Below are 26,431 nucleotides of genomic sequence, written 5' to 3'. Positions count from 1 at the left end.
GCATGCGTGATCTCGATCAACCACACATGCCGTTTCATCGCCCGCAAATAGGGCGCATCTGACCATTAATCAATTGGTCGCCTCCGTCAGCCCCGTGGCCACGGTTCCCGCTGTCACCTTCAGCAGGTCGAGATAGGTGGGCACGGGACCGTCCGCAGTGCTCAGCGAATCCACATAAAGGACACCGCCGTATTGCACACCGGTCTCCCGCGCGACCTGCTTGGCCGGTGCCGTATTCACGGTGCTTTCGCAGAACACCACCGGGATGTCGTTGGCGCGCACCGCGTCGATAACACCGCGCACCTGCTGAGGGGTGCCCACCTGGTCGGCATTCATCGGCCAGAGGTACAACTCCTTCATGCCGAAATCACGCGCCAGATAGCTGAAGGCCCCCTCGCAGGTGACCAGCCAGCGGGCATTCTGCGGTATTTGTGCGATGGCCGCACGCAGCGGTTCGATCGTGGCCCGCAATTCGTTTTTGTAGGCAGCCGCATTTGCCGCGTAGGTATCTGCGTTTTTGGGATCCTGTTCCGCAAAGGCACTGGCGATATTATCGATATAGATCAATGCATTGTCGAGCCCCATCCACGCATGCGGATTGGGTTTGCCGGTATAGCTGCCAGCGGCAATCGGGATCGGGTCGATACCATCGGTGAGTGTTGCCGACGGGACATCCCTGAGATTGGAGAGGAACTGTTCGAACCACAGCTCAAGGTTCATGCCGTTCCACAGTATCAGGTCGGCATCTGACGCGCGCACGATGTCCTGTGGCGTTGGTTCATAGCCATGAATTTCGGCGCCCGGTTTGGTGATGGAGACGACATCAGCCGCATCCCCGGCGACATTTGCCGCCATATCGGCAAGCACGGTGAAGGTTGTGACCACCTTCATCTTGTCTTCTGCGTAAGCATTGGTCGCGAGTACAGCTGCCAAAGCGGCGCAGGACGTGGATTTGATCAGCGAATGCAGCATAGGATTCTCCGGGATGACTATAAGACCTGGCAATCTGTAAATGCAAATCACTCGCAACTGTCAAGATATTTGAGAACGGCTCGCAACTAACGGCAATCAACTTTCAGTGTGCGCCCTGCGACCTGCCTAAAAGATAGGTATCCATGATCCAGCCATGGCGGGCACGCGCGGTCTCTCGCGTCGCAATGATTCTGGCGCTCGCATCGGGCAAAGGTCCATGATCCAGAATTTGTTCTGTCATGCCCAGGTAAGCCCCCCACCAGATCATCAAGTCGGACTGATCCAGATGCTGAAAGCTTGCTTCCCCGTCCAGCATGACCACAAGGCGCTCCGCACCGCCCGGCCATCCATGATCACGCAGACGGCGCCCCGTGGTGATCTGAACGGGGCCATTTACCTCATTCAGCGGGATGCCATGGGCCGCCGTCAGGGCCTGAATTGCGGTGATGCCCGGCACAACCCGCAGCGCCGGGCGCGGGGTGATGCGCCGGGCAATGCGGATCGTACTGTCATAAAGGGAGGGGTCCCCCCAGACCAGCAGAGCGACTGGTCCGGATGCGCCCGCATCCGCCAGCGCGGCCTGCCAGCGCGCGGCAATCTCGTCATGCCAACGCTCGACACGCTCCAGATAGGGCAAGGCGGGATCGCGGACCGGATAGTCAAAGGACACGACCCGCGCCGTTGATCCGGCAGCAGCAATGATACCATGCCGCAAAGAGGCAAGATCATCCTTCCCCGCGCCCTTGTGCGGGACCAGAACAACCGATGCCTCGCGAATGGCCTGCATCCCCTCCATCGTGACATGGGCGGGTGACCCGGTACCAATCCCGATGAGCCAGAGCGTGTCGATCATAGGAAAAATCCACGAAAAAGCCCGGATCCCGCGCAGGGACCCGGGCTATTGATGTCAATCGGATCAGGCCGCGTTATAGAGGCGTCCCGCGAAAAGCCCCGACAGCTTGTCCGACCGTAGCGCTTTGGCCCCGGCCAGCACCGCCAGATCGGCAATCGGTTCGATAATGACCACCAGCATGTAGGCGGCACCGAAAGTCAGCACGGATTGCGCGGTTTCCACCCCGATGCCCTGACCGTAGAAAGCCCAGAAAGCAACCCAGGCGACAACACCGCCCTGGTACATCGCAGAGAGCTTGAAGACATCTGCGTAGGCGAGATCGACATACGCCTTATCCTGCGGGATGAAGCGGTTGGCGAGCGCCGAGATCGCAAAGAGCGGCACCAGAAGCGTCGTGACGTTGACGAAAAACATCGGCAGATCGCTGGGCGCAAAGAACATGCCCTGCACCAGCAGGCCAAGGGCCAGACCAAGGGCGGCAGGTGCCGCGCCCATCAACAGGAACAGCGTGGTGCCCAGAATGAAGTGTACTTCGGAGACACCAACGGCGAAATGCGGCAGCACTTCGAAAAAGATGAAGGTGCCCACGGTGGCCATCACCGTGCGCAGCGCAAAGGAAGCGGCGTTGTGGCTCTTGAGGTCTTCGAAAGCGAGTTTCGCGGTGTAGCCGGCGGCGCCTGCTGCGGTTGCGTAGGCAAAGGCCATCTTGGCCCCATCCACGACACCTGGTTCGATATGCATGTGCTGTCCTTTCTGTCCTGCCCCTCCGGCAGGTAATGGTCCGTGCAGGCACGGCGTTGCGTTGTGCGGCAGGTCTCCTGACTTGCGGGTCGCGGCACTCAGGTCCTTCCCAGCCTTCGGGCCAGTGGGTCATCCATCGCGCTCACCGCTTACAGTTGCGGGGGCAGCCTGAGACTTTCACTCAGTTCCCTTTTCAGCCACAAAACGTGGCACCGTGCCTTAGTCCTATCCCCGATGTTCGCGCCCGAACAAGCATAAAAGCGACTTTCAGCCCTCGGCAAACGGCCCGAAGAGGATCAAAGCGGGTTTATCACCGATTTCCTGCGCCAATTGCTCGGCCAGTGCCGCCACCGTTGTACGCTGGATGCTCTGCTCCGGACTGCTGACGCTTTCGGCGAGAATCGCCGGTGTCTCGGGTGGCAGGCCTCTTTCGGTCAGCGCGTCGAGCAGCTTGGGAAAGGTCCGCTTGCCCATGAAGACAACTGTAGACGCAGTCGGGTCCGCGAGCGCCTGCAGGTCCAGATCCTGCGGCAGCTGCCCGCTGACATCATGCCCAGTCACGAATTGCACGCGCCGTGCGGTCAGACGGCGCGTCAGCGGTATACCCGCCGCGGCCGCCGCAGCGCAGGCGGAGGGGATACCCGGAATAATCTCGTAAGGGATGCCGGCCTCGCGCAACGCCACCAGTTCTTCTTCCAAACGGCCAAAAAGCCCGCTGTCGCCCGATTTCAGGCGCACCACGCGCTGATCCATCTGGGCATATTCCACGAGCAAACGGCTGACATGATGCTGTTTGGGGGATGGGCGGCCTGCCCTTTTACCGACGCCGACCAGATCTGCGCCCGATCGCGCATGGCTGAGGATCGGCCCCGAGGAGAGATCGTCAAACAGTACGGCATCGGCGCGTTTCAACCGGTCTACAGCCTTCAGCGTCAAAAGCTCGGGATCGCCGGGACCGGACCCCACAAAGCTGACGAAACCGGTCACGCGTTTTCCTCTGCGGTGATGAAGTGGAAAAACGTGCCGGAAACGTGATCACGGTGCGATCCGGTCTCGGGCACGGAGTTGCCGTCAGCATCTGCGACGTCGGCCAGCGCCGCATCGGGTTGTTCGAGAATGGTAGAATAGTGGAATTCATGCCCCCGCAAAGCAACACCCGGCCCATACCCCGGCAGCGGGGCCGTCAGCACCGCCCGCCGATAACCCAGATGGAACTTGCGTTTCTCGTAGCTGGTGACAAGACCCAGCAGCCCTGCCATCTGGTGCCGGGTGCCTTCCTTGTCGATCAACGCTTCTCCAAGGGCCATGTAGCCCCCGCACTCCCCATGCACGGGCCGCGTCTCTGCGTGTTTCCGCAAGCCGGTTTGAAATGTGGTGGCTGAGGCCAGCACGCCACCATGCAGTTCCGGATAGCCCCCCGGCAGCCAGACCAAATCGGCGCTTGCATCCGGGGCCTGATCCGCCAGCGGGGAAAAGGGCAGGATTTCCGCCCCCGCCTCGCGCCAGCCCTTGAGCACATGCGGATAGGTAAAGGAAAACGCCGCATCCCGCGCCAGGGCGATACGCTGAGCCGGTGGTGTTGGCAGCTTGGCGCTGTCGAGGGGTGTGATCTGGCCCTTGGCCGCTGCACGAATGGCCGCGATGTCGACATGGTCGCGCAGAAACTGCGCATAGCCTGCAATGGCGGCCTCCAGATCGGGATGTTCAACTGCCTGGATCAGCCCCAAATGGCGTTCCGGCAAGGTCAGGTCCCCCCGGCGTGGCAGGACGCCCAACACGTTCAACCCGGCGTTTTCCATGCCCAGACGCGCAAGGCGTTCATGGCGCGGCGAGGCGCAGCGGTTCAGGATCACCCCGGCAAAGGGGACATCCGGGTTGTAGGCCTGAAATCCGAGCGCCGTTGCCGCCGCCGATTGCGCCTGCCCGCTGACATCCACGACCAGAACCACGGGCCAGCCCATGCGCTGCGCCGTCTCAGCGCTGCTGCCAAATCCGCTCTGCCCCCGGGTGGCCACACCATCATAGAGGCCCATAGACCCTTCGGCGACACAGATATCGGCACCCGTCGCCTCGGCGGATATTGCAGCCAGCAAATCCGGCCCCATCGCCCAGCTGTCTAGGTTGAAGGACGCGCGTCCACTGGCCGCATGGTGAAAGGCCGGGTCGATGTAGTCCGGCCCGGATTTGAAGGGTTGCACCCGCAGCCCGTCTTCTGCCAGCGCGCGCAGCAGCCCCAGCATCACCGTTGTTTTCCCTGTCCCCGATGACGGCGCAGAGATCATGATGCCCGGCATATCAGTCATCGCCATGGCTCCAGCTTGCCCAGGGGCTTTCCGCGCTTTGCGGGCGGTAGCGCCTGTCGTAATCCGTTGAATAGAGGCAGCTTTCGTCAAACCCCTCCGCTGCCAAAGCCGGTCCAACGAGGATCAGCGCCGTGCGCGCAATCCCGGCATCCAGTCGCGTGGCAATGTCCGAGAGCGTACCCCGAATAATCTGCTCATCCGGCCAACTGGCACGATAAACCACCGCCACCGGGCAGTCGGCACCATAGGCGGGCGTCAGATCATCGATAACCGTATCAAGGTTCTGAATGGACAGATGGATGGCCAGGGTTGCACCGGTCGCGGCGAAATTCGTCAGGGTTTCGCCTTCCGGCATCGAAGAGGCCCGGCCCGGCGTGCGGGTCAGCACCACCGATTGCGCCAGCCCGGGCAGGGTCAGCTCCGCCCCCAAGGCGGCGGCGGCGGCCGAGAAGGAAGGCACGCCGGGCGTGACCGACACCGGGATACCGGCCGCGCGCAGGCGGCGTATTTGTTCGCCCATCGCGGACCAGACGGACAGGTCACCTGAATGCAGCCGCGCAATGTCCTTGCCCGCCGCATGTGCGGATTGGATCGCGGCCATGATGTCATCCAGCGACATCGAGGCGGTGTTCACGATCTCTGCCTCCGGTGGACAATGCGCAAGGATCGCCTCCGGCACGAGGGAGCCTGCGTAGAGGCACACAGGACAGGACGCAATAAGATCACGTCCGCGCAGGGTCAGAAGATCGGGGGCGCCCGGTCCGGCGCCGATGAAATGGACGGTCATGATGTCTCTCTGATGGCAAGCGCACAGGTCGCAAGCTTGTCTGCTGAAATATGTCTGAGGGTCAAGAGGCGGGCGTCCGGGCCAGCTGCGGCAAGGGCTGCGGCCTCGGCGACCGATCCGGTGCCATGGACCTTTTGCGAGGCCTCAGACTGGGTTGTGGTGGATTGCTGCTGCAGGATGTCGGCGGGCACGGCCTTCACTGGTATTCCGATCTTTTCCGCGAAGAGACGAAATGTCTCTGCGGTTGCCTTATCTTCCGGTGTTGCCAGCACATCCGGCTGCACGGCCTCGCAGGCACGATCAAGCGCGTCCTGCAAACTGCCGACGGAGGCCGTTTTGCGAAAGCCGAAGCCAGCGGCAATCATAGGGACACGCTCCATTGAACAATCGGGTAGCTGGTTTTCCACCCGCGTTTCGGCCCCAGCGGCTCGGCGCGCGCCACCTCAAGCCGGATCAGCGTGCCGCCCAGGCGGCGGTGGGCGTCAACAACAAGTGCCTCGGTTTCGAGTGTTACGGCATTCGCCACCAACCGCGTCCCCTTGGCAAGACTGCTCTCCAGCCACTTCAGCAGCTCAGCGGTCAGCCCCCCGCCGATGAAAACCACCTGCGGCTCTTTCTGCCCAACCAACGCATCTGGTGCTGCACCGGTGACGACCTTCAGACGGTCGACCCCAAGCCGCGCGGCATTTGCACTGATCCGGGCGGCACGGTCCGGGTTAGGCTCGAAGCTCGTGGCCTCAAGTGTCGGATGCGTCAGCAACCATTCGATCCCGATGGACCCGGAACCTCCGCCGATGTCCCACAGATGGTCAAAGGGCCTTGGGGCCAGCGCGGAGAGCGTCATCGCGCGCACCGGTTGCTTGGTGATCTGCCCGTCCGTTTCAAACCACTCGTCCGGACGACCGCTGGTCAGCGGCAAGGCACGCCCACCCCCGGCAACCTCAACGGCGACGCAAAGGGGATGCTGAAAGCTCTCCGCCGTCATCGCATCAGCGCGTAGATGCGTCACCCGCTCGCGCGGCCCGCCCAAGGCTTCAAGCACGCTCAAAGCAGAGGCCCCAAACCCAGCATCGCTCAAATAGGCCCCCAACGCCCCAACGGCATCACCGTCGCGGAGCAGCGCGATGATTTTCACATCGGGTGCCAAATGAGGCCGCAAGCGCGTCAAGGGAGCCGCATGCAAGCCGAGGCAAACCGTCCGCTCCAGCGACCAGCCCATGCGATTGGCCGCAAGGGAAAAGCTGGAGGGACCGGGGACGGAGCACCACTCTTCCGGATCCAGATGGCGCGCCAGCGTGGCCCCTGCGCCGAACCAGAAAGGATCACCCGATGCCAGCACAACCACGCGTTTGCCCCGCAGGCCCAACAGGATGTCGATGCCGTCGGCAAAGGGAACCGGCCAGCGTCGCGTCTCGCAGGGCAAATCACCCACCAGCGCCAGATGCCGTGGGGGGGCCATGACGATTTCCGCACCCTCAAGGGCGGTTCGACTTGCGGGACCGAGGCCTTTGAGGCCATCTTCGCCCAATCCGATGATGGTCAACCACGGGGTCTCAGACATGGAGCCAAACCTGCTTGTTCTTGGCGGCACGACCGAAGCCACCGCGCTCTGTCGCGCCCTGAGCGATGCAGGTGTGCGGGGCACGATCTCCTTTGCCGGTCGCGTGGCGCGGCCGGTTCGACAACCGCTGCCGCAGCGGGTTGGCGGGTTCGGCGGTGTTGCGGGGCTGGTGGACTATCTGCGCGCCGCCGGTATCACCCATGTGGTTGACGCCACGCACCCCTTTGCCGCGCAGATGAGCCGGAATGCGATTGCCGCCTGTGCAGAAACCGGCGTGCCGCTCACCGCGCTGACCCGCGCCCCTTGGACGCCGGAACCGGGGGACAATTGGACCCATGTTGCGGATATCGACGGTGCCGTCGCCGCGCTGGACCGGCCCGCCGCGCGCGTCATGCTGGCCATCGGGCGTATGAACCTGCCCGCTTTCGCCCCGCGACCACAGCATTTCTACCTGCTGCGTCTCGTCGATCCGCCCGAAACACCGCCTGCCCTGCCCGACCATCATGTCGAGGTCGACCGTGGCCCGTTCAGCTTTAACGGTGACCTCGCACTGATGGGCCAGCACGCAATTTCGCTGGTTGTGTCGAAAAACTCCGGCGGGACAGGGGCTTATGCCAAAATCCGCGCCGCGCGCGCACTGGGGCTGCCGGTCATCATGATTGCCCGCCCGGATTTGCCCCCCCGGCATGAAGTGCATGATACCCATGCCGTATTGGACTGGGTGGGTCATGCCTCCACCGACCTCGGCGTATAGACAATTGGCGCGCCATCCCGTTCGATCACGCGGGTGGTCGAGGAGCCGACAATCACCATCGTGCGCATATCCGCCATATCGGGCGTGGCCTGCGACAAGGGTACGATACGGATGCTTTCCTCCTGTGTGGAGACGGCCCGCGCAAAGACGATGGGGCGGTCATCGCGGCAGACATCCTTGAGGATCGACAGCGTTTTTTCAAAGCCTTCGGGGCGCGATTTCGACCGTGGGTTATAGAACGCCATGGCAAAATCGGCTTCTGCCGCCAGTCGCAGACGTTTTTCGATCAGCGCCCAGGGTTTGAGATTGTCGCTGAGGTTAATCGCACAAAAATCATGACCCAGAGGCGCGCCCACCCGCGCCGCAGCGGCCAGCATCGCCGTGATCCCGGGGGCAACCCGTATGTCCAGAGTGCGCCAATCTTTCGGCCCGGCCTCGACGGCCTCGAAAACCGCCGCCGCCATGGCAAAAACGCCCGGATCACCGGACGACACCACCACAACGCGCCGCCCTGCCGCAGCCATTTCCAGCGCGTGATTGGATCGGTCGATTTCCACACGATTGTCGCTCGGATGCAGGCGCAGGCCTTCGCGTTCGGGCACCCGCGCCACATAGGGAATATAGCCCACCACATCCGTCGCCTCGGCCAGCGCAAGGCTCACCTCCGGGGTGACAAGGTCCGGGTCACCCGGCCCCAACCCGGCGATGATCAGCCAGCCGCTCATGGCCTGCGCCCCTGCCCGTGCACCACGATGATCGAGAAATAGGGCGTTATCTTGGCACCTGCGTCAGCCAATCGCTGCACCGTCTGGTTGGGCATGCTGGCGTATTCCACCAGCCAGGCCGTATCGAACTTGCCTGCCTGTTTCAGCGCCGATTTCACCTTTTCAAAGTGTCTGCCGATCTTCATGACAACAACGGCATCGCTGCGCTGCATCGCGTCAGCCAGCATGTCCTCTGGCAAGGTCCCCATCAGCACGGTCAGGATATCATCTCCCCAAGTGACGGGTTGGCCGGTGGCCGTCCAGGCTGCCGACATGCCTGTGATCGCGGGCACGACCTCGACCGGCACCACATCTTTCAACCGGGTATAAAGATGCATGAAGGACCCGAAAAAGAAGGGATCACCTTCGCACAGTACCACGACATCCTCGCCCGCTTCGGCCAGCTCGCGCAGGTGATCGGTGCATTCGGTGTAGAACGCAGACAGGGCCGCATTGTAGCCCGGATCGGTCACGGGGATTTCCGTGGTCACCGGGTATTCCATCGGGAATTCCACGGCCTCCGCATGCAACATGCCGTTGACGATGCGCCGGGCCTGCCCGGCCCGGCCCGCCTTGCGGAAAAACGCCACATGCCGCCCGGTCCGCAGCAGCCTGTCCGCCCGCACGCTCATCAGATCCGGGTCACCGGGACCCAGACCAACGCCGTAGATCGTACCAACGCTCATTCCGCGCGGCTCGCGATGGCATTCACAGCGGCAACGGTGATCGCACTACCACCCAGTCGCCCTTGCACGATGCAACAAGGCACCGGCTGATCCGCCCAGAGCGCATCCTTGCTCTCGACAGCGCCGACAAAACCAACCGGGCAGCCGATGATCGCGGCGGGGCGCGGACAGTCTGGCTCCTGCAACATATTGAGCAGATGGAAAAGGGCGGTAGGCGCATTGCCAATAGCGACCAGCGCGCCGGCCAGATGGGGTCGCCACAGCTCAAGCGCCGCAGCTGAGCGCGTGTTTTGCATTTCTGCAGCCAATTCCCGAACGCCGTCATCGTGCAAAGTGCAGATCACCTTGTTTCCTGCAGGCAGCCGGGGGCGCGTGACTCCTTCGCTGACCATGCGCGCGTCACAGAGGATCGGGGCGCCCGCCTCCAAAGCACTGCGCGCGGCTTGGGCGAATTCGGTGGAAAACCGGACATGCTCCTCCAGACCAACCAGTCCGGCGGCATGGATCATACGCACGGCAATCGGCTCTTCGTCCGCAGTAAACCGCTCCAGCTGCGCCTCTGAGCGGATCGTCGCAAAGGACTGCTTGTAGATCGCGGCCCCGTCGGTCTCATAGGTATAGGTCATCAATGGCTCTTCACTTCCGCCAATAGGTCATTGGGCGCCAGCCCGGATTTCTCGGGGGCATCCCATGCGCATCCCTGCCGGACAAGGTCAAATCGTCCCCCACGCCCGACAAAGGTCCCATCCGCAGGCTGGCTGCGGGCGCACCCTTTGGCACATCCCGACACATGCAGCGTGCCCGATATCTCCTGCGCCAGTGTCCGTGCAAGGTCTCGCGTCTCGACGCTGGCGCTGTCACAGAAAGGCGCACCGGGGCAGGCATCCGCGTGCAGCAACGGGTCATCCGGAGCCGAAACAAAATGCGCGTCGGTGATCGCTGAGACCCCCTCCAGCACAAACATCCTCCACGGTGTGATCCGCAGGGCGCGCGTACCAGACGTATCGACAACACGCGCCAAGGCCCCGGCATCCAATTGGCCAAAGGCGGCGCCCAGGATCATTCCAAGCGGGTGCGGCCCCGGCGTGGGCTGCGTTTGAGGTACCATGGGCGCCGCGGTTCTCCATCTCTGTGGCAATGAAACGCGCGTCAACAGGTTCCGCATACGCCGTTCTTGCGGCTGACGCTTTGCGGCGAACCACGCGGCAAGCTCTACGATTTTGTCGACCATCGCGTCCAGGGGCACTGCATGACCACGCGCAGCGCCATCAGCCCGCACGACCAACCCCTCGGCACTCCGCTCCACCCGGATGTCTGCCGAGGCATTCTGCAAAAGCGGCGATGGCCCAGTATCGATGGCAAATCCGAATTTCGCAGGCAGGTCCGGCAAGGCAGTCAGCGCGTCAAGCAGATCAGTGACGATCCGGTGTGTGTCATCACCGGCCTTCCAAAAGGGAGAGACCAGAATGTTGCGCCGTGCCTCCAATTGTGGTTCCGCGTCCAGCAGCTCCAGATCGTTCAAAGCCGACAGCAACGGCTCGAACCCGTTTTCTGATACACCTCTGATCTGCAGATTGGCGCGGTTGGTCAGGTCCAGAAACCCGTTGCCGTAGGTCTGTGCCAGGTCGCACAGGCCCAGCACTTGCCTGCGATCAAGACGGGCATGAAACGGGCGCACCCGCACGATCAGCCCGTCGCCGGACATCATGGGTTTGAACGCCCCGGGGCACCACCCTTTCACGCTGGGCTGTACGCTCATTGCGCCGCGTCCAGCTGGGCGAGGATGGAATTGCGCCGGGTCTGCCACAGACCGGCGGCGTGCAACTCGGCAAACCGCGCCAGCATGGCCGCATGCGCGGCCGGGTTGGCGTCCTGCAAAAACTGATCCGTCTCCGCATGGCCCAGCGTCGCATCGTGGTAGAGATCAAAGAGATGCGGCGGGACGGCCCCCGCCAGATGGGCAAAGGCGGCCATGTGATCCAACGTCGCCGCAATCTCTGCCGCGCCGCGAAAGCCATGTGCGCGCATACCCGCGACCCAATCCGGATTGGCGGCCCGCGCCTGAACCACACGGGCGATTTCCTCGGGCAAGGCCCGCGCGCGGGGGCGGCCGGGGTCGGTATTGTCGAGATGATAGAGCGCCGCCTGCCCGCCCGTGATCGCCTGTGCCGCCGCAAATCCGGCCTCATGCGCGGCGTAGTCAGCCGCCAGCAGCAGATCCGTTTCGGGCAGGTCCTGCGCATGCACAAAGGTATCCGCCTCGGCCACGCGCGCCCGAATACCGTCTTCGTGCCGCGCGACCTTGTCACCGTCCAGGCTCCAAGCGCTGGCGTTGAGCCACGCTTCACCGGCTTTCCGGCGACCCTCGACCGTGTAGGTTTCCGCCGCATCCGCCATACCAACGCCAAAACGCCCCGGGGCCGGGCCATAGACCCGCGCCAGATCACTGCGCCCGACATAAGGGTTCCAATCCGCCGCTTCGTCCCGTGCGGCCAGCGCTCGAACGGCCTGACCAAAGAGCGCCGACAAGGTCGGGAAGACATCGCGGAACAGCCCGGAGACTCGCAACGTCACATCAATCCGCGGGCGGTCAAGGTCGGTGATGGGCAGGACCTCGATGCCCGACACGCGTTCGGAACCCGCATCCCATATGGGCCGCGTGCCCAGCAGATGCAGCGCCATGGCAAAGTCTTCGCCCGCCGTGCGCATTGTCGCCGACCCCCAAAGGTCCACGATCAACCCGCGCGGCCAATCCCCCGCGTCCTGCAAGTGGCGGCGCACCAGTTCCTCGGCCAGCTTTACGCCCTGCGCATAGGCGGCTCTGGTCGGGACGGCGCGCGGGTCTGTCGTGTAGAGGTTGCGCCCGGTGGGCAGCACATCGGTCCGCCCACGATAGGGGGAGCCGGACGGCCCGGCGGCAATGCGTCGGCCATCCAGCGCATCAAGCAGGGATTGCCGCTCTGCCGCGGTTGACGATGCCGTCTCGAAGGTAGTCTCCGATTTGACCGGACGTCCCCAGATGTGCAGCCCCTCGCCAAACTGGCTTTCCTTGATGTCACAAACAAAGCGGTCAATCCGCGTGATCGCCTCGGCGTCACACCCGGCACGGTCGAGCCCGAGGTCTTCCTCTACGCCCAGTGCCTGCGCTTCGGCGCGGATATCTTCCTGCAATCGATCCCGGCGCCGAGGGTCCAGCCCGTCTGCGTTCGAGAACTCATCCAGCAGCGCTTCCAGGCGCACCAGCCGGTCCGGCGTACCGCTTGCGCGCAGGGGCGGCGGTACGTGGCCGAGCGTCACCGCCCCGATCCGCCGTTTGGCCTGTGCCGCTTCGCCCGGATCGTTCACGATGAAGGGGTAGATCACCGGCAGCGCCCCGGTCAGCGCCTCTGGCCAACAGGTCTCGGACAGGGCCACCGATTTGCCGGGCAGCCATTCCAGCGTGCCATGCGCGCCGATGTGCACAAGCGCATCCACATGAGATTGGAGCCACAGGTAAAACGCCACATAGGCATGGCGCGGCGTGCGCGAGAGGTCGTGGTAGTCGTCATCGCGCTGTGTGTGATTGCCCCGCTCGGGCTGCAGCGCCAGAACGGCCGACCCTTCACGCAGAACAGAGAAATGGAATGCCCCATCGTGCACATCCGGATCATCTGCAGGTGACCCCCAGGCCTCGGTCAGGTCACGCCGCAGTTTTTGCGGCAGTCGCCCAAGTGCAGCCTCGTAGTTCGTGACGGGCCAGGTTTCGCTTTGCCCGAGCAGCTTTTGCGACAGATCATCCACAACCGGGGAGACATCATAGCCTTCCGTGGCAAGGTCGCGCAGGATGGCGCGCGCCGATTCCGGTGCGTCAAGGCCCACCGCATGGCCCATGTTCCAATCCTTGCCCGGATAGGTCGAGAGCACCAAGGCCACGCGGCGTTCGGCAACAGGGGTGCTTGCCAGCGTGAGCCAACCGTGCACCCGGTCCGCAATTGCGTCGATCCGACCGTCATCCGGCGCATGGGCGAACCGGGAATATTCCAGATCAGCGTCGCGGACACCGGGTTCCTTGAACGACGCCACACCGCCCATGATCCGCCCATCTACCTCTGGCAACACCACATGCATGGCCAGATCGGCAGGTGACAAGCCCCGCTCTGCTTCGGCCCAGGCATCGCGGGTCGATGTGGCCAGAGCGACCTGAAACACCGGCACTTCGCCCGCATCCAGCGGCGATGTGCCATCTTCGCCTTTGCCACTGAAGGCGGTCGCGTTGACGATCGCCGCCGGTTTCAGAAACGTCACTTGCCTGCGCAACCATCCAGCGGCTTCAGGAGCCTTCAGTGAGGGCACGAACAGCCCCGTCACCTCATACCCACGCGCCCGGAAGGCCGCAAAAAGCTGTGTGATCGGTGCAAGGTCGGCAGAGACCAGATACGACCGGTAAAACGCCACCAGAATACGTGGTTTGCATCCGGGCGTCTGCGCGACGACCGGGCAGGTGACGCCATGCTCCGGGGTCCACGCCCCGAGGGATGGCAAAACCTTCGCCCCCTTGACCGGCCCCGCGTAAAGACCTGCCGCCAGAGACAATTGGGCAAGTGCCGCCTGTGCCGCCACCACGCCGCCCGTGTCGCAGAGATGCCCCAGCCTGCGCAGGGTGGACACCGGCAGCGTGCCGTAATCGTCGAGCCGTGTGTCCACGCGGCCATCCGCGGGCAGGACCGCCAGCGCGATGCCGTTGCGCTCGGCCAGCGCGCGGACCTGTTGCAGCCCGTAAGACCAATAGGGCACGCCGCCGATGAGACGGATCAGGATGCCCTTTGCGCCATGCAGGGTTTGCTGCACATAGGTGTCGACCGAGAGCGGGTGTTTGAGCGCCACCAGATTGGCCAGCCGCAGCGTGGGCAGCTTGCCCTCGGGCCCGCCCCCGCGTCGCCAGGCCGCCGCGAAAGCGCCGAGATCGCTGTCAGAAAAGGAGAGCACCACCAGATCGGCGGGGCTTTGCCCCAGATCCATTGGTGTCTCGGTCTCTTCTAACCCGTGGCTTTCGCGGAAGACGACGTGCATGGCAGGTTACTCAGCCGCCTCGACAGCCTTGACGCCCAGAACCGATGTGATGGTGTCCGTATTGATGTCGTCATGCTCTGCGATCACGACCAGACGGCCCTGGCGCGCTTCATCCGGTTGCCAGGGGCGGTCATACTGATGCCGCACGCGGGCGCCGACAGCCTGCACCAGCAGGCGCATGGGCTTGCCGGTGACGGCGGCGTAGCCTTTGACCCGCAGGATATTGTGATCATTGGCCAAGGCTTCTACCGCGCGGACGAGATCGGCAGGATCCGCCTGTTCGGGGATATCGACAACAATGCTTTCGAAGTCATCATGCTCGTGATCATCATGACCATCGTGATGGGAGGGGCGTGCCGCCATGTCGTCTTCGGCGGCGGCCTCAAGCCCGAGGATTACACGGGGATCAACCACACCTTCGGCCACTTCGACCACAGGCAACGGGCGGGGGGCTTCGGCAGCGATGATCGCCTTTGCCTTGGCCACGCCTTCAGGGCCCGCAAGGTCAGGCTTGGTCAGCAGGATGATGTCGGCGCAGGAAATCTGATCCTCGAAAACTTCCGACAGCGGGGTTTCGTGGTCGATGCTCTCATCGGCTTCGCGCTGCGCATCCACTGCGGCCACATCCGGGGCAAATCGGCCTGCGGCCACGGCCTCGGCATCGGCCAGCACAATCACGCCGTCCACGGTGATTTTTGAGCGAATATCCGGCCAGTCGAACGCCTTGAGCAGAGGTTTCGGCAACGCCAGACCCGACGTTTCGATCAGGATGTGATCGGGGCGCGGCTCCAGCGCCATCAGCGCCTCGATGGTCGGAATGAAATCATCGGCCACGGTGCAGCAGATGCACCCGTTGGCGAGCTCCATAATGTTCTCGGCCGGACAGTCGGGAATGGCGCAGCTTTTTAGGATGTCGCCATCCACACCCACATCGCCGAATTCATTCACAACCACGGCGAGGCGTTTGCCGCCCGGGTTCTGCATCAGTTCGCGCACCAGCGTGGTTTTGCCCGAGCCTAAAAAGCCGGTGATGACGGTCACGGGGAGTTTTGCAAGATCAGTCATGTTCGTTCTCCAGCGGCGGGATGCGCGCGATACAGTTGCGTTTAAAATGTTCGGGGCGTTCGCGCCACGGGATCAACCCATCCTGCGTGGCGTTGTAGCGGGCGGCCCCATCGATAAGGATGTCCGGATGCGACACTTCGTCGATGTTTCCGTAGATATATGTCCACCGGTCCCCGCCCCGCAGGGCAATGGTGCAGCCATAGTCGCAGTTTTGCAGGCATTCGACCGGTTTGATGCGAATCCCCGGTGGCATGTCGCGTTGCGCCAGAGTGTCGTAAAGCCGTTGTCCCGGGCGGCGTTCATCCTCCGGAATGTCGAGGCCGCGCCTGCATTTGACACAGACCAGCAATTCTGTGGTCTGACCGTCAGGCGCCGTGGCGTTGGTCGTCATGAGGTTATGTCCCATATGTCATGGGACGTGGGTCAGATGACGAGATGGGCCTGATTGCCTCAGGACTTTTCCCGACACCGGAACACCCCGTCCGGTTTCTTCACGCGTTGCTGGCAGGTCTCCCGGCTCACGGATTTTGGCGTCTGCCTGCGGTCTGCCTGCCTTCCCGGAGCATGGCTCCAGTGGCTTTGGCGGACCTTTCCGTTCACGGTCGCGGGGGCGGCTGTGCTTTGCCAAAAAGAGGTCCGGCTGCACATTCCCTTTTCACTTGCCTGAGCAAGCACCAACAGGAAAGCAGTTGCTTCGGAATGTGGGGTGATGTCAAGCGCAACTGGTGGTGCGCTGGCAGGATCAGAAGGTCACATTGCCCGGCCTATTGTGTTTCCTGCGCCGGAGCATGCCAGAAATCGACGGGCATGTCCTGCAACAGTTGTGCGGCACAATCCTCGATCCAATCCTGCTGTTCCTCAGCAGACCAACCGTCAAAGCCCTTTTCCCGCGCTGACAATCTTCGGGCGTTCCGCAATGCCTGCTCGTACTTCAACGCCTCAATCGGCTTGTCGGGCACAATCGCGTAAACGAATTTACCCCCCATCGACCGGGCAAGCCGGTCCATCTGCTTGAGCGAGATGGAACCTTCTTTTTCGCTCCGTTCCGCCTGGTAAATCGCATTTCGGCTGACACCCTTGCGCGCGGCCACATCCTCGGCAGACATGAACAATGCCTGACGCATTGTCGAAATCCATCCCTTTTCCGGCGGAGACAAATCAGCGACAAGATCGGCACTACGGTCAAGAAACCGCGCCCACCTGCGTCGTCGCATGAAGTCCGGCATGTCACGTCCTTGGCCAAGGTTTCGCTGAATGTTTGATAAAATATAGGGTGAAGATCGCTAGATACAAGATATGATCACTTTTTTTAGAAAAATGCATATATATAACTAACAATCATGTGATCCAACTCCTATGTATTTATTGAAAGGACTTTTATGATTGATCTGTTTCTTGCCGCGCAGTCTTTGCCATTCGCAAGCGCCCTTGCCGTCGTGTTCGGGTTGTTCCTGCTGGAAATTCTGAGCCTTCTGTTGGGCAGCACGGTTCTGGGTTTCGGCGGTGAGGCGCCCGATCTGGATGCAGACATGGACGCGGATTTCGATTTGTCCTCTGATCTGGAGGCGGAAACGCCGGGTCTGAGTGACACAGATGTCAGCAGTCCTTCCGGCCTGCTGGGCTGGCTGGGCATCCGCGATGTGCCCTTTCTGATCTGGCTGGTGTGCTTTCTGACCATGTTCGGCCTCTCCGGCCTGATCCTGCAGTCGGCAATTGGCAGTATTTTTGGCGCTCCGCTGCCCGCGCTGATCGCGTCAGGGATTGCCCTGATACCTGCCGCGGCGCTCACACGGTTTCTGACCGGTTGGGTCGCCGCCCTGATGCCAAAGACCGAGACAAGCGCCATGCGCAAACGGTTTCTGGGCGGGCATCGCGGCGTCATCTCACAAGGCACCGCCACACGTGGAAAACCCGCGGAGGCAAAGATCAAGGATCGGTTCGGCAATACCCACTACCTGAGGGTCGAACCGCTTTATGACGGTGATGTCTTTCCCCAGGGCAGCGACATCACGCTCATTCGCAAACGCGGCGATCAGTTCTTTGTCATCTGACGCCATCTTGGAATTACCCCGTTCTCACAACTTGAGGAGTTTACTATGACGTTCACACCTATTCTCACGATTGCCGCAACGATTATCGGGCTTCTCCTGTTCGTCGCCCTGATCATGGCGCGGCTCTACAAACGGGCGACCCGCGAAACCAGCCTCGTGAAAACCGGCTCTGGCGGGCGCAAGGTCATCATGGATGGTGGCACAATCGTGGTGCCCTTCCTGCACGAAATCTCCAAGGTCAATATGAAGACCCTGCGCCTCGAAGTGGCGCGTGTGAACGAGCAGTCGCTGATCACCAAGGACCGGATGCGGGTGGATGTGGGCGTGGAATTCTACGTTTCCGTCAACGCGACCGAAGATGGGATTTCGCGTGCGGCCCAGACGCTGGGCGACAGGACGTTCCATGTGGATCAGCTGCGTGAGATGATCGAAGGCAAGCTGGTGGATGGTCTGCGGGCAGTTGCTGCGCAGATGACCATGGATGAGTTGCATGAAAACCGTGCCAGCTTTGTACAGGAAGTGCAGAATGCGATTTCCGAAGACTTGCTGAAGAATGGTCTGGAGCTGGAAGCGGTTTCGCTGACCGCGCTCGACCAAACACCGTTCGACTCGCTGGATGAGAACAACGCCTTCAACGCGGTTGGCATGCAAAAACTGGCGGAGGTGATTGCGACCTCGCGCAAGAAGCGCGCTGAAATCACCGCCGAAGCAGATGTCTCCGTGGCGCGGTCCGAGATGGAAGCCGAGAAGATCAAATACAACATCGATCGGGAGCAGAAAGAAGCCTCAATCGATCAGATCCGTGAAATCCAGACCTTGCAGGCCAAGCAGGAGGCGGAGATTGCGCGCAATCAGGAAGCCTCCGACCAGGCCAAGGAGCAGGCCCGGATCGAGCGGGAGCGCGCCGTGCGTGCCGCGGAGATTGAGCGGGAGCGGACCATCCGCGAAGCAGAAATCGCCAAGGAGCGTGAATTGGAAGTTGCCGATCAGGAACGTCAGATCATCGTGGCACGCAAATCCGAAGAAGAAAGCCAGGCCCGTGCGTCAGCTGACAAAGCGCGTGCCGAGGCCAAGAAATCGTCCGAGGCCATCGAGACCGCCCGCGCCGTCGCCGAGGCGGAACGTCTGAAAAGCATCGCGATTATCGAGGCGCAGAAGGAAGCGGAGCGTCAGGCAACCGCTATTCGTCTTGCCGCCGCGGCGGAGAAAGAAGCCGCCAGTGACAGGGCTGCTGCACTGTTGGAGGAGGCGCAGGCCGACGCGGATTCCGTGAAGGTTCGCGCCGAGGCCAAGCGCGCCGATCTGCTGGCGACGGCGGAAGGCCAGACTGCCATCGCGAACTCTGAAAATGAGCTGAGCGCTGAGATCATTGCAATGAAAGTGCGCCTTGCACAGCTGGAGGCGATGCCTGCGATCATTGCCGAGATGGTTAAACCCGCCGAGAAGATCGACTCGATCAAAATCCATCAGGTCACTGGAATGGGTGGCGGCGCAGGCACACAGAGTGAAGCAGGCGGTACACCGGTCAACCAGGCGCTGGACTCCGTGCTTGGCATGGCCCTGCAAATGCCGGCGATGCAGGCTCTCGGCAAAGAGCTCGGCATCAGCCTTGAAAATGGTATTGCCAATGTCGCCAATGGCACGATTACAGCACCGACGGCAAGCCTGCCAACGGATGAGCCAGCAGAGACGCCGGAAATCCAAGAGATGATCTCAGAGCCAGCGCAGACTGAGGAAACACCGGCGGTCCAGTAACCCATATCGTCAGATTTACGCATCCCCTGGGCTCGCACTTTGTGCGGGCCTTTTGCTTTTGAAGGGTCCCGACTGGTGCGCTAGAGACCAGAACGGATGTAGTGGTTAATGGCGACCCCGGCAGGATTCGAACCTGCAACCTGCCCCTTAGGAGGGGGCTGCTCTATCCAGTTGAGCCACGGGGCCGACAGGTTCGGGTCTAGAACAACTTCCGGCGCTTGTCATCGATATTCAGACCTTGACGAACCGTGCTTGATAGGGAGGGTTCACCTGCGCTACGAAGGTGCAACAACATAGGGAATTCAGAGTGACAAGACCCAAGCAGCGCCCGTTGACCCTCCGCGATGTATCAGAGGCCTGCGGCGTATCGGAGATGACCGTCAGCCGGGTTTTGCGCAACAGGGGTGATGTATCCGCCGCGACCCGCGAACGTGTGCTGCAGGCAGCAAAGTCCCTTGGATATGTGCCCAATCAGATTGCCGGGTCGTTGGCCTCACAGCGGGTCAACCTCGTCGCCGTGATTATCCCGTCCCTGTCGAACATGGTCTTTCCCGAGGTACTGACCGGGATCAACCAGACCTTCGAAGACACGCCGCTGCAACCGGTGGTCGGCGTGACGGATTACATGCCTGAAAAGGAAGAACAGGTCCTCTACGAAATGCTGTCCTGGCGACCCTCCGGTGTCATCATTGCCGGGCTTGAGCATTCAGACGCAACGCGTGCGATGCTGCAGAATGCCGGGATACCAGTTGTCGAGATCATGGACACCGATGGCAATCCTGTGGACGCCATGGTGGGTATTTCGCACCGCCGCGCGGGCCGGATGATGGCGGCGGCGATCCTCAAGGCAGGCTACACGCGGATCGGGTTCATGGGCACGAAAATGCCGCTCGACCACCGTGCGCGCAAACGGTTCGAGGGGCTGACCGAAGGGCTGACCAAAGCCGGTATCGAGATTGAGGCGCGGGATTTCTATTCCGGCGGCTCGGCGCTCGCAAAGGGGCGCGAGATGACGCAATCCATGCTGGAACGTGCGCCTGATCTGGATTTCCTATATTATTCCAACGACATGATCGGCGCGGGCGGTCTGCTGTACCTGCTGGATCAGGGGATCGATGTGCCGGGACAGATCGGTCTCGCCGGGTTCAACGGTGTGGAACTGTTGCAGGGGCTGCCGCGCAAGCTGGCCACGATGGATGCCTGCCGGTCGGAAATCGGCGCCGCCGCGGCCAAGATCATTCTTGATCGCAGTGCGCAACCCGAAGACGCGGACCCCGGTGAGCCTGAGCGTATCACCCTGACCCCCACGATCACCTACGGGGATACGCTTCGCCGCAACCAGCGCGGATGAACACCGCCGTCCTCAGCAACAAAGCTGCGCGGCGGCTGTTTCTGGAGCGCCACGGGCTGAGTGAAGCGCCACAGGGCGAGGCGCACGGCGCAGCGCTTTTGTCGCTCATAGAACGCCTTGGTTTCGTGCAGCTCGACAGCATCAACACCGTCGCCCGCGCGCATGACCTTATCCTCTTTGCGCGGCGACCGCGTTATCGCCCCAAGGCGCTCAAGCGGCTCTATGAACAGGATCGCGCCCTGTTTGAGCACTGGACGCATGATGCTGCGGTGATCCCCATGGGCTATTACCGCTGGTGGCAGCTGCGCCGGGAAAGGGATGCGGAAAAACTGCGGAAGCAATGGCGGGACTGGCGACGTGACGGGTTCGAAGCGCAGTTTCAAACGGTGCTGGATCAGATCCGGGATCAGGGTCCTCTGTGCTCCTCGGATGTCGGGGCCGGGGAGAAACGCGGCTCAGGCGGCTGGTGGGACTGGCATCCGTCGAAAACGGCGTTGGAATATCTGTGGCGCAGCGGTGCGCTTTGCGTGGTCGGGCGCGATGGGTTTCGCAAGCGCTATGACCTGACCGAGCGGGTGATCGACGAGGGCCTCTGCCATCCTCTTGAAGAGGAGGAACATGCCGCGACTATCGATTGGTGCTGCGCGGGGGCGCTGGACCGGCTGGGTTTTGCAACGCCCGCGGAAATCGCCGCTTTCTGGGACCACATCACCCTTGCGGAAGCCAAGGACTGGTGCGCCGAGGCACTTGCTCAAGGGGCGCTTCAGCCGATTGAGATCACCAGTGCCGATGGCACAAGGCGCAGCTCGTACGCAAGGCCCGACGTCATGGGCGACCCCGCGTTGGATACCGAGCCCACGCAGCGCTTGCGCGTTCTCAGCCCGTTTGATCCGGCCCTGCGCGATCGCAAACGGGCCGAGCGCCTCTTAGGTTTTGACTACCGGATCGAGATTTTCGTGCCGGAGGCCAAGCGCAAATATGGCTACTATGTCTTCCCCATTCTGGAAGGGGACAGGCTGGTCGGTCGGGTGGACATGAAAGCCTTTCGGGACCACGATGTCCTGCGGGTCCGCGCACTCTGGCCGGAACCAAAAGTGCGGTGGGGCAAGGGGCGGGTCGCTGCATTCGAAGGGGAGTTGAACCGATTGATCCGGCTTGCCAATGTCAGCAAGGTCCAGTTCGAGGATGGTTGGCTAAGGGCAGCTCAGTAAGTTGTGGCAGCCCGGGCCGCCTGATCATACTGCCCCGACATCAGACGCAGAAGCGAGGCCGCACGGCTGACCTGCTCGGGCTCAAGCCCGAGCTCGCCCACTGCCCGCAGCAGCAGACCTTCGCGGATTTCGCGATACCGCACACAGGTTTCGGCGCCTTTTTCCGTCGCGGCGACAGTCTTTTCCTTGCCCTGGCGTCCGTCTTTCACGAGGCCCGCCTTGATCAGTTTCTTGATCGCATAGTTGACCGTGTGGGTATCTTCGATGTTCAGCACAAGACAGATATCGGCAAGTTTCTTCGGCCGTTCGCGGTGGTACACGGAGTGCAGCACCAGCACGTCGAGCGCGCCAAGCTCCGGGTACCCCGCCATGGCAATCGCACGGACCATCCAGCGCTGGAACGCGTTGTTGGCAAGGGTCAGACCAAACTCCAGCTCCGATATCTCTGCAAACGAGCCGCTTGCAAGATGGGCGGAGGACACAACGGGGCCAAGAAATCCATCAGACATGGGTACCAGATTGCCCGATATCGACATTTTGTCAACATTTTGTTGACGTGTTGTAAAAGTTAGGCAGTATTGATGCTAGGGAATCAGCCTTTGCAGGGTCCGTGGTGTATTGAACCGCGCCAGTTGCTCAAAGGATGATCTGCAGACGACGGGGGACAAACCTCTGCGCTGAACAATAATTTGAAGTCCAATACGGAGAGACACATGAGACTGACACAAAACCTGATGGCCGGGGCGGCCACTGTCGCGCTGACGACGGGAACGGCCTTCGCGGCAGAGAAATGGGACATGCCGATGGCCTATTCCGCCTCGAACTTCCACTCCGAGAACGGCGTGACCTTCGCGGAATGCGTAGGCGCCGGCACCAATGGCGAGATCACCATCGAGGTGCATGCCGGCGGCTCGCTCTTTGCCGGGGCCGACATCAAGCGCGCAATCCAGACCGGTCAGGTGCAGATCGGCGAGCGCCTGCTCTCCGGGCACCAGAACGAAAGCGCTGTTTTCGGCTTCGACAGCATTCCCTTCCTCGCGCCGTCCTTTGACGACAGTGTAAAGCTCTACGATGCCGCCAAGCCGAAAATCGAAGCGTTGCTGGATGAGCAAAACCTGGAGCTGCTCTATGCCGTGCCATGGCCGCCGCAGGGCCTGTACTTCAAGAAGGAAGTCAACAGCGTGGCTGATATGTCCGGCGTCAAGTTCCGGTCCTACAACAACACGACCAGCCGGCTGGCTGAACTGACGGGCATGCTGCCGGTCACGGTTGAAGCCGCCGAGATCAGTCAGGCCTTTGCCACCGGCGTGGCCGAATCCATGGTCTCCTCAGGCGCCACGGGCTATGACCGCAAAGTCTGGGAGAGCCTGACACACTTCTACGAGGTCGACGCCTGGCTGCCGCGCAACTACGTGATGGTCAACCAGGACGTCTGGGCCGATGTGTCCGACGCCAACAAGGCCGCGATCATGGCCTGTGCCAACGAGGCCGAAGCGCGCGGGCTGCAGGCCTCCAAGGACTACACCCAGTTCACCATGGACGGTCTGGCCGCGGGTGGCATGACGGTGCAGCCGGCGGGCGATGCGTTGATGGGCGAGCTGCGTGAGATCGGTGCGACAATGACCGCCGAATGGCTCGAGGCCGCGGGCGATGATGGCAAGGCGCTCGTCGACGACTTCAAGGCGATGCAGTAATCGCACCGGGCGGCCTCACGATTCCGAGGCCGCCCCCCTTCTACCTTCCATGAGAACAGGGGTGCGCTCGTGACTGCGATCCGCAAGACGCTTGATTTTCTATACCTTGCCTCCGGCGTGGCGGCGGCCCTGTGTCTGATCGCGATCCTGGTGCTGATCGTGGCGCAGATGGTGGCCCGCTGGACCGGCGAGATTTTCCCCGGCGCGCCGGATTACGCAGGTTACGCGATGGCCGCGGCAAGCTTTCTCGCCTTTGCCAATGCGCTCAATCGCGGGGCGCATATCCGCGTATCGATCCTACTCAATGCAGTAGCGCCGGGCCCCAAACGGGTGTTGGAAATCTGGTGCTTCGCCATCGCCGCCGCGGTGGCCTGGTATTTCACCTACTACGCCTATTGGTTTGTCTATTGGTCCTGGAAGTTCAACGAGGTCAGCCAGGGGCAGGACGCGACGGCCCTTTGGATTCCCCAGTCCGTCATGGTGATCGGCGGTGGGCTGATGGCCATCGCCCTCACCGACAATCTCATCCATGTGATCGTCAAAGGCGACCACCGCATCGTGCGCGATAGCGTCGACCAGAGCCACGGGGAATGACATCATGACCGAACTTTATGCGATCGTCCTCTTTCTCGTCGTCCTTTTCCTGCTTTTGGGCACCGGCGTCTGGGTGGGCCTGGCGCTGATGGGCGTAGCCTGGGTGGGCATGGAGCTTTTCACCACGCGCCCTGTCGGCGACACCATGATCACGACGATCTGGGCCTCCTCCTCAAGCTGGACACTCACCGCCCTGCCGCTCTTCATCTGGATGGGTGAGATCCTCTATCGCACGCGACTATCAGAGGACATGTTCAAGGGGCTCTCCCCCTGGCTGGCGCGGATGCCGGGCGGGCTGGTGCACACCAACATCGTCTCTTGCACGATCTTCGCTGCTGTTTCAGGTTCTTCGGCAGCGACGCTCACGACCGTGGGCAAGATGGCCATCCCCGAGCTGCGGGCCCGCAACTATCCCGAAAAGATGGTGATCGGCACGCTGGCCGGTGCAGCCACGTTGGGGCTGATGATCCCGCCGTCGATTGCGCTGATCGTCTATGGCGTGACGGTGAACGAGAGCATCACCAAGCTCTTCTTTGCGGGCGTCTTCCCTGGCCTGATGCTGGCGGCGATGTTCATGGCCTATGTTGCCGTGGTGTCCAAGACCTCGCCCTCGTGGAACCCGACGATGGAAACCGGCATGAGCTTTGCGGAAAAGCTGCGTAACTCGCGGTTTCTGGTGCCTGTGCTGGCCCTGATCTTCGTTGTCATCGGCTCGATGTACGGCGGCTATGCTACGGCCACAGAAGCGGCGGCCATTGGCGTGATCGGCGCGCTGACACTCGCGGCGGCGCAAGGCTCGCTGACACCAACCTCCTTTCGCGAGAGCCTGATGGGGGCGATGCGCACCTCGGCGATGATCGCGCTGATCCTTGCGGGGGCAGCCTTTCTGAAGCTGTCGATGGGGTTCACCGGCCTGCCCCGCGCGCTGGCCGATAACATCGCCGCAATGGAGCTGGGACGGTTCGAGCTGTTGATGGCGCTCTTGGTCTTCTACATCATCCTCGGCATGTTCCTCGATGGCATCTCGGCGGTGGTCCTGACCATGGCGATTGTCGAGCCGATGGTGCGCGAGGCAGGCATTGATCTGATCTGGTTCGGCATCTTCGTCGTCGTGGTGGTCGAAATGGCGCAGATCACCCCACCCATCGGGTTCAACCTCTTCGTTCTGCAGGGCATGACGCAGCACGAGATGGGCTACATCACCAAGGCCGCGCTGCCGATGTTCGCGATCATGGTGCTGATGGTCTTCGTCCTGATCTGGTTCCCGGGAATCGCCACATGGCTGCCGGAAAACATCAGAAACACCCCCTAGATGACAGGTGCCTTTGGCTTATGTGCCTCCTACTCCCGCAGCCTGCTGATTCTTGGTCTTCTGGCCGGTGTCGGACTGCCCGGCCTGGCCGCCGCGATGGCGCCATGGCTGCCGGAAATGGTGGCAATCCTGCTGGTGGTCACCGCCTTTCGGATTGGTCACCGTGCTGCCTTTGGCGCGCTCAGCGACCTGCGGTGGAGCCTGCCTGCGGTGCTGATCCTGCAGCTGGCACTGCCGCTTGCGCTGGTCGCGGTGCTCAAGGGCGCCGGACTTGCGGGCACGCCACTGACCCTTGCGCTTGTGCTGGCCTGCGCCGCGCCAACGATTTCGGGCGGGGCCTCTTTGGCGATTATCCTGCGGCAGGACCCGGCCCGGATGATGCAGTTCCTGATCCTCGGTACTGCGATCTTCCCCCTTACCATCGTTCCGGTTCTGATGGCGATACCGGTAGCCGTGGATATCGGGTTCCTCGCAGGCATCGCGCTACGCGCTCTGGTGATCATCCTTGGGGCCGCCGCCTTGGGCTTTGCGCTGCGCCACTGGACACTGCGAACGCCGAACGCGCGACAGATCAAGGCGATGGATGGCGCGTCGATCCTCTTTTTCGCGATCATCGTCGTGGGGTTGATGGCTGCCCTCGGGCCGATGCTGCGCAGCGACCCGGTAACCGCGCTGCTCTGGGCGGTGGCGGCGTTTGCACTGTCTTTCGGTTTGCAGGCCATGACGCTCTTGCTGTTGCGCCGCTCCGCCTTGGCCCCTGTGAGCGGCCCTCTCGCACTGGCGGCAGGCAACCGCAACATCGCCCTTTTCCTTGTCTCCCTGCCAACAGAGGTCATGGCGCCGGTGATGATCTTTGTCGCCTGCTGGCAGCTGCCCATGTACCTGACGCCGATCCTGTTGCCGCGGCTTTACAGACTGGCGGGCTGAG

26 protein-coding genes, 1 tRNA gene and 2 riboswitches are annotated in these 26,431 nt (G+C 62.1%); of the genes, 9 read left to right on the top strand and 18 right to left on the bottom strand.

Translation table 11 applies throughout. The annotated features are described in order from the left end of the window. Positions 1–69 precede the first annotated feature (69 nt). From Q1A07_RS11120 to cbiE, 8 genes are all read right to left on the bottom strand, one after another. Entirely contained in the window at positions 70–972 is a 903-nt protein-coding gene (locus tag Q1A07_RS11120; RefSeq protein WP_299780676.1) for a metal ABC transporter substrate-binding protein, read from the bottom strand. A 103-nt stretch (positions 973–1,075) separates the two neighbouring features. Further along, positions 1,076–1,825: a precorrin-6A synthase (deacetylating) gene (gene cobF / locus Q1A07_RS11115; protein ID WP_299780675.1), complete on the bottom strand. Its 750-nt coding sequence runs from the start codon at positions 1,823–1,825 to the stop codon at positions 1,076–1,078. Positions 1,826–1,888: 63 nt separating this feature from the next. Next, a complete protein-coding gene (locus tag Q1A07_RS11110; RefSeq protein ID WP_299780674.1) occupies positions 1,889–2,566 on the bottom strand; it encodes an energy-coupling factor ABC transporter permease in 678 nt (225 codons plus the stop codon). Positions 2,567–2,615: 49 nt separating this feature from the next. Beyond that, a riboswitch (cobalamin riboswitch) is annotated at positions 2,616–2,798 on the bottom strand. A gap of 35 nt (positions 2,799–2,833) precedes the next feature. After that, positions 2,834–3,553, bottom strand: coding sequence for a uroporphyrinogen-III C-methyltransferase (cobA, locus tag Q1A07_RS11105; RefSeq protein ID WP_299780673.1), 720 nt, complete (start codon positions 3,551–3,553; stop codon positions 2,834–2,836). Then, on the bottom strand, positions 3,550–4,869 hold the full coding sequence (locus tag Q1A07_RS11100) for a cobyrinate a,c-diamide synthase (RefSeq protein ID WP_299780672.1): 1,320 nt from the start codon (positions 4,867–4,869) through the stop codon (positions 3,550–3,552). The genes cobA and Q1A07_RS11100 overlap by 4 nt, the downstream gene beginning before the upstream one ends. Further along, positions 4,862–5,656, bottom strand: coding sequence for a precorrin-4 C(11)-methyltransferase (gene cobM / locus Q1A07_RS11095; protein ID WP_299780670.1), 795 nt, complete (start codon positions 5,654–5,656; stop codon positions 4,862–4,864). The genes Q1A07_RS11100 and cobM overlap by 8 nt, the downstream gene beginning before the upstream one ends. Then, a complete protein-coding gene (locus Q1A07_RS11090; RefSeq protein ID WP_299780668.1) occupies positions 5,653–6,021 on the bottom strand; it encodes a cobalamin biosynthesis protein in 369 nt (122 codons plus the stop codon). Before Q1A07_RS11090 ends, cobM begins: the two co-directional genes overlap by 4 nt. Beyond that, positions 6,018–7,217, bottom strand: a complete 1,200-nt coding sequence (gene cbiE, locus Q1A07_RS11085) for a precorrin-6y C5,15-methyltransferase (decarboxylating) subunit CbiE (protein ID WP_299780666.1) — start codon at positions 7,215–7,217, stop codon at positions 6,018–6,020. The genes Q1A07_RS11090 and cbiE overlap by 4 nt, the downstream gene beginning before the upstream one ends. On the opposite strand from cbiE, the gene Q1A07_RS11080 reads away from it, so the two are divergent. Then, positions 7,216–7,971, top strand: a complete 756-nt coding sequence (locus Q1A07_RS11080) for a cobalt-precorrin-6A reductase (protein ID WP_299780664.1) — start codon at positions 7,216–7,218, stop codon at positions 7,969–7,971. The genes cbiE and Q1A07_RS11080 overlap by 2 nt on opposite strands. Here Q1A07_RS11080 and cobJ read toward each other — a convergent pair. The 8 genes from cobJ to Q1A07_RS11040 form a co-directional block, all read right to left on the bottom strand. Beyond that, complete coding sequence (gene cobJ / locus Q1A07_RS11075) at positions 7,944–8,696, bottom strand: precorrin-3B C(17)-methyltransferase (protein WP_299780662.1); 753 nt, start codon at positions 8,694–8,696, stop codon at positions 7,944–7,946. The genes Q1A07_RS11080 and cobJ overlap by 28 nt on opposite strands. Further along, on the bottom strand, positions 8,693–9,421 hold the full coding sequence (gene cobI, locus Q1A07_RS11070; RefSeq protein ID WP_299780660.1) for a precorrin-2 C(20)-methyltransferase: 729 nt from the start codon (positions 9,419–9,421) through the stop codon (positions 8,693–8,695). Before cobI ends, cobJ begins: the two co-directional genes overlap by 4 nt. Then, positions 9,418–10,047 carry a precorrin-8X methylmutase gene (locus Q1A07_RS11065; protein ID WP_299780658.1) on the bottom strand — a complete coding sequence of 210 codons (630 nt, stop codon included), beginning with the start codon at positions 10,045–10,047 and terminating at the stop codon, positions 9,418–9,420. The genes cobI and Q1A07_RS11065 overlap by 4 nt, the downstream gene beginning before the upstream one ends. Beyond that, the gene (gene cobG / locus Q1A07_RS11060) at positions 10,047–11,180 is read right to left on the bottom strand and encodes a precorrin-3B synthase (protein WP_299780656.1); all 1,134 of its coding nucleotides are present in this window, start codon (positions 11,178–11,180) and stop codon (positions 10,047–10,049) included. Before cobG ends, Q1A07_RS11065 begins: the two co-directional genes overlap by 1 nt. After that, positions 11,177–14,470, bottom strand: coding sequence for a cobaltochelatase subunit CobN (gene cobN, locus Q1A07_RS11055; RefSeq protein ID WP_299780654.1), 3,294 nt, complete (start codon positions 14,468–14,470; stop codon positions 11,177–11,179). The genes cobG and cobN overlap by 4 nt, the downstream gene beginning before the upstream one ends. A 6-nt stretch (positions 14,471–14,476) precedes the next feature. Then, on the bottom strand, positions 14,477–15,535 hold the full coding sequence (cobW, locus tag Q1A07_RS11050) for a cobalamin biosynthesis protein CobW (protein ID WP_299780652.1): 1,059 nt from the start codon (positions 15,533–15,535) through the stop codon (positions 14,477–14,479). Beyond that, positions 15,528–15,926, bottom strand: a complete 399-nt coding sequence (locus Q1A07_RS11045; RefSeq protein WP_299780650.1) for a DUF1636 domain-containing protein — start codon at positions 15,924–15,926, stop codon at positions 15,528–15,530. Before Q1A07_RS11045 ends, cobW begins: the two co-directional genes overlap by 8 nt. Positions 15,927–16,020: 94 nt before the next feature. Beyond that, positions 16,021–16,229: riboswitch (cobalamin riboswitch) on the bottom strand. 70 nt (positions 16,230–16,299) lie between these two features. Next, positions 16,300–16,761 carry a helix-turn-helix transcriptional regulator gene (locus tag Q1A07_RS11040; RefSeq protein WP_299780648.1) on the bottom strand — a complete coding sequence of 154 codons (462 nt, stop codon included), beginning with the start codon at positions 16,759–16,761 and terminating at the stop codon, positions 16,300–16,302. Between the two features lie 153 nt (positions 16,762–16,914). Here Q1A07_RS11040 and Q1A07_RS11035 point away from each other — a divergent pair, with 153 nt between their 5' ends. Beyond that, complete coding sequence (locus Q1A07_RS11035; protein WP_195819555.1) at positions 16,915–17,586, top strand: YqiJ family protein; 672 nt, start codon at positions 16,915–16,917, stop codon at positions 17,584–17,586. A gap of 45 nt (positions 17,587–17,631) precedes the next feature. Beyond that, entirely contained in the window at positions 17,632–19,341 is a 1,710-nt protein-coding gene (locus tag Q1A07_RS11030) for a flotillin domain-containing protein (RefSeq protein WP_299780645.1), read from the top strand. 109 nt (positions 19,342–19,450) lie between these two features. On the opposite strand, the gene Q1A07_RS11025 is transcribed toward Q1A07_RS11030, so the two are convergent. Beyond that, positions 19,451–19,527, bottom strand: a tRNA-Arg gene (locus Q1A07_RS11025). A gap of 121 nt (positions 19,528–19,648) precedes the next feature. Between Q1A07_RS11025 and Q1A07_RS11020 the strand changes: the two genes are divergently transcribed. Together Q1A07_RS11020 and Q1A07_RS11015 are read left to right on the top strand one after the other, a co-directional pair. Beyond that, the gene (locus tag Q1A07_RS11020; protein ID WP_299780643.1) at positions 19,649–20,692 is read left to right on the top strand and encodes a LacI family DNA-binding transcriptional regulator; all 1,044 of its coding nucleotides are present in this window, start codon (positions 19,649–19,651) and stop codon (positions 20,690–20,692) included. After that, positions 20,689–21,903, top strand: a complete 1,215-nt coding sequence (locus Q1A07_RS11015) for a crosslink repair DNA glycosylase YcaQ family protein (protein ID WP_299780641.1) — start codon at positions 20,689–20,691, stop codon at positions 21,901–21,903. The genes Q1A07_RS11020 and Q1A07_RS11015 overlap by 4 nt, the downstream gene beginning before the upstream one ends. Here Q1A07_RS11015 and Q1A07_RS11010 read toward each other — a convergent pair. Next, positions 21,897–22,412: a winged helix DNA-binding protein gene (locus Q1A07_RS11010; protein ID WP_299780639.1), complete on the bottom strand. Its 516-nt coding sequence runs from the start codon at positions 22,410–22,412 to the stop codon at positions 21,897–21,899. The two genes, Q1A07_RS11015 and Q1A07_RS11010, sit on opposite strands and share 7 nt — an antisense overlap. A 204-nt stretch (positions 22,413–22,616) precedes the next feature. On the opposite strand from Q1A07_RS11010, the gene Q1A07_RS11005 reads away from it, so the two are divergent. The 4 genes from Q1A07_RS11005 (at position 22,617) to Q1A07_RS10990 (ending at position 26,430) form a co-directional block, all read left to right on the top strand. Further along, the gene (locus tag Q1A07_RS11005; RefSeq protein ID WP_299780637.1) at positions 22,617–23,597 is read left to right on the top strand and encodes a TRAP transporter substrate-binding protein; all 981 of its coding nucleotides are present in this window, start codon (positions 22,617–22,619) and stop codon (positions 23,595–23,597) included. Between the two features lie 69 nt (positions 23,598–23,666). Next, positions 23,667–24,191: a TRAP transporter small permease gene (locus tag Q1A07_RS11000; protein ID WP_299780635.1), complete on the top strand. Its 525-nt coding sequence runs from the start codon at positions 23,667–23,669 to the stop codon at positions 24,189–24,191. Between the two features lie 4 nt (positions 24,192–24,195). Beyond that, the gene (locus tag Q1A07_RS10995; protein WP_299780633.1) at positions 24,196–25,503 is read left to right on the top strand and encodes a TRAP transporter large permease subunit; all 1,308 of its coding nucleotides are present in this window, start codon (positions 24,196–24,198) and stop codon (positions 25,501–25,503) included. Further along, the gene (locus Q1A07_RS10990) at positions 25,504–26,430 is read left to right on the top strand and encodes a hypothetical protein (RefSeq protein ID WP_299780631.1); all 927 of its coding nucleotides are present in this window, start codon (positions 25,504–25,506) and stop codon (positions 26,428–26,430) included. Position 26,431 lies beyond the last annotated feature (1 nt).

The sequence above is a fragment of the uncultured Roseobacter sp. genome, from assembly GCF_947492555.1.
In the GTDB taxonomy this organism is placed as follows: domain Bacteria; phylum Pseudomonadota; class Alphaproteobacteria; order Rhodobacterales; family Rhodobacteraceae; genus Roseobacter.
Note: the sequence above shows the minus strand (reverse complement) of the source record. Positions and strands in the feature narration are given on the sequence as shown.

Excerpts from the sequence above, each read along its gene's own strand:
- Q1A07_RS11120 (WP_299780676.1), bottom strand. The coding sequence starts at position 972 with ATGCTGCATTCGCTGATCAAATCCACGTCCTGCGCCGCTTTGGCAGCT.
- cobF (WP_299780675.1), bottom strand. The coding sequence starts at position 1,825 with ATGATCGACACGCTCTGGCTCATCGGGATTGGTACCGGGTCACCCGCC.
- Q1A07_RS11110 (WP_299780674.1), bottom strand. The coding sequence starts at position 2,566 with ATGCATATCGAACCAGGTGTCGTGGATGGGGCCAAGATGGCCTTTGCC.
- Q1A07_RS11100 (WP_299780672.1), bottom strand. The coding sequence starts at position 4,869 with ATGACTGATATGCCGGGCATCATGATCTCTGCGCCGTCATCGGGGACA.
- cobM (WP_299780670.1), bottom strand. The coding sequence starts at position 5,656 with ATGACCGTCCATTTCATCGGCGCCGGACCGGGCGCCCCCGATCTTCTG.
- Q1A07_RS11090 (WP_299780668.1), bottom strand. The coding sequence starts at position 6,021 with ATGATTGCCGCTGGCTTCGGCTTTCGCAAAACGGCCTCCGTCGGCAGT.
- Q1A07_RS11080 (WP_299780664.1), top strand. The coding sequence starts at position 7,216 with ATGGAGCCAAACCTGCTTGTTCTTGGCGGCACGACCGAAGCCACCGCG.
- cbiE (WP_299780666.1), bottom strand. The coding sequence starts at position 7,217 with ATGTCTGAGACCCCGTGGTTGACCATCATCGGATTGGGCGAAGATGGC.
- cobJ (WP_299780662.1), bottom strand. The coding sequence starts at position 8,696 with ATGAGCGGCTGGCTGATCATCGCCGGGTTGGGGCCGGGTGACCCGGAC.
- cobI (WP_299780660.1), bottom strand. The coding sequence starts at position 9,421 with ATGAGCGTTGGTACGATCTACGGCGTTGGTCTGGGTCCCGGTGACCCG.
- Q1A07_RS11065 (WP_299780658.1), bottom strand. The coding sequence starts at position 10,047 with ATGACCTATACCTATGAGACCGACGGGGCCGCGATCTACAAGCAGTCC.
- cobG (WP_299780656.1), bottom strand. The coding sequence starts at position 11,180 with ATGAGCGTACAGCCCAGCGTGAAAGGGTGGTGCCCCGGGGCGTTCAAA.
- cobN (WP_299780654.1), bottom strand. The coding sequence starts at position 14,470 with ATGCACGTCGTCTTCCGCGAAAGCCACGGGTTAGAAGAGACCGAGACA.
- cobW (WP_299780652.1), bottom strand. The coding sequence starts at position 15,535 with ATGACTGATCTTGCAAAACTCCCCGTGACCGTCATCACCGGCTTTTTA.
- Q1A07_RS11045 (WP_299780650.1), bottom strand. The coding sequence starts at position 15,926 with ATGACGACCAACGCCACGGCGCCTGACGGTCAGACCACAGAATTGCTG.
- Q1A07_RS11040 (WP_299780648.1), bottom strand. The coding sequence starts at position 16,761 with ATGCCGGACTTCATGCGACGACGCAGGTGGGCGCGGTTTCTTGACCGT.
- Q1A07_RS11035 (WP_195819555.1), top strand. The coding sequence starts at position 16,915 with ATGATTGATCTGTTTCTTGCCGCGCAGTCTTTGCCATTCGCAAGCGCC.
- Q1A07_RS11030 (WP_299780645.1), top strand. The coding sequence starts at position 17,632 with ATGACGTTCACACCTATTCTCACGATTGCCGCAACGATTATCGGGCTT.
- Q1A07_RS11015 (WP_299780641.1), top strand. The coding sequence starts at position 20,689 with ATGAACACCGCCGTCCTCAGCAACAAAGCTGCGCGGCGGCTGTTTCTG.
- Q1A07_RS11010 (WP_299780639.1), bottom strand. The coding sequence starts at position 22,412 with ATGTCTGATGGATTTCTTGGCCCCGTTGTGTCCTCCGCCCATCTTGCA.
- Q1A07_RS11005 (WP_299780637.1), top strand. The coding sequence starts at position 22,617 with ATGAGACTGACACAAAACCTGATGGCCGGGGCGGCCACTGTCGCGCTG.
- Q1A07_RS10995 (WP_299780633.1), top strand. The coding sequence starts at position 24,196 with ATGACCGAACTTTATGCGATCGTCCTCTTTCTCGTCGTCCTTTTCCTG.
- Q1A07_RS10990 (WP_299780631.1), top strand. The coding sequence starts at position 25,504 with ATGACAGGTGCCTTTGGCTTATGTGCCTCCTACTCCCGCAGCCTGCTG.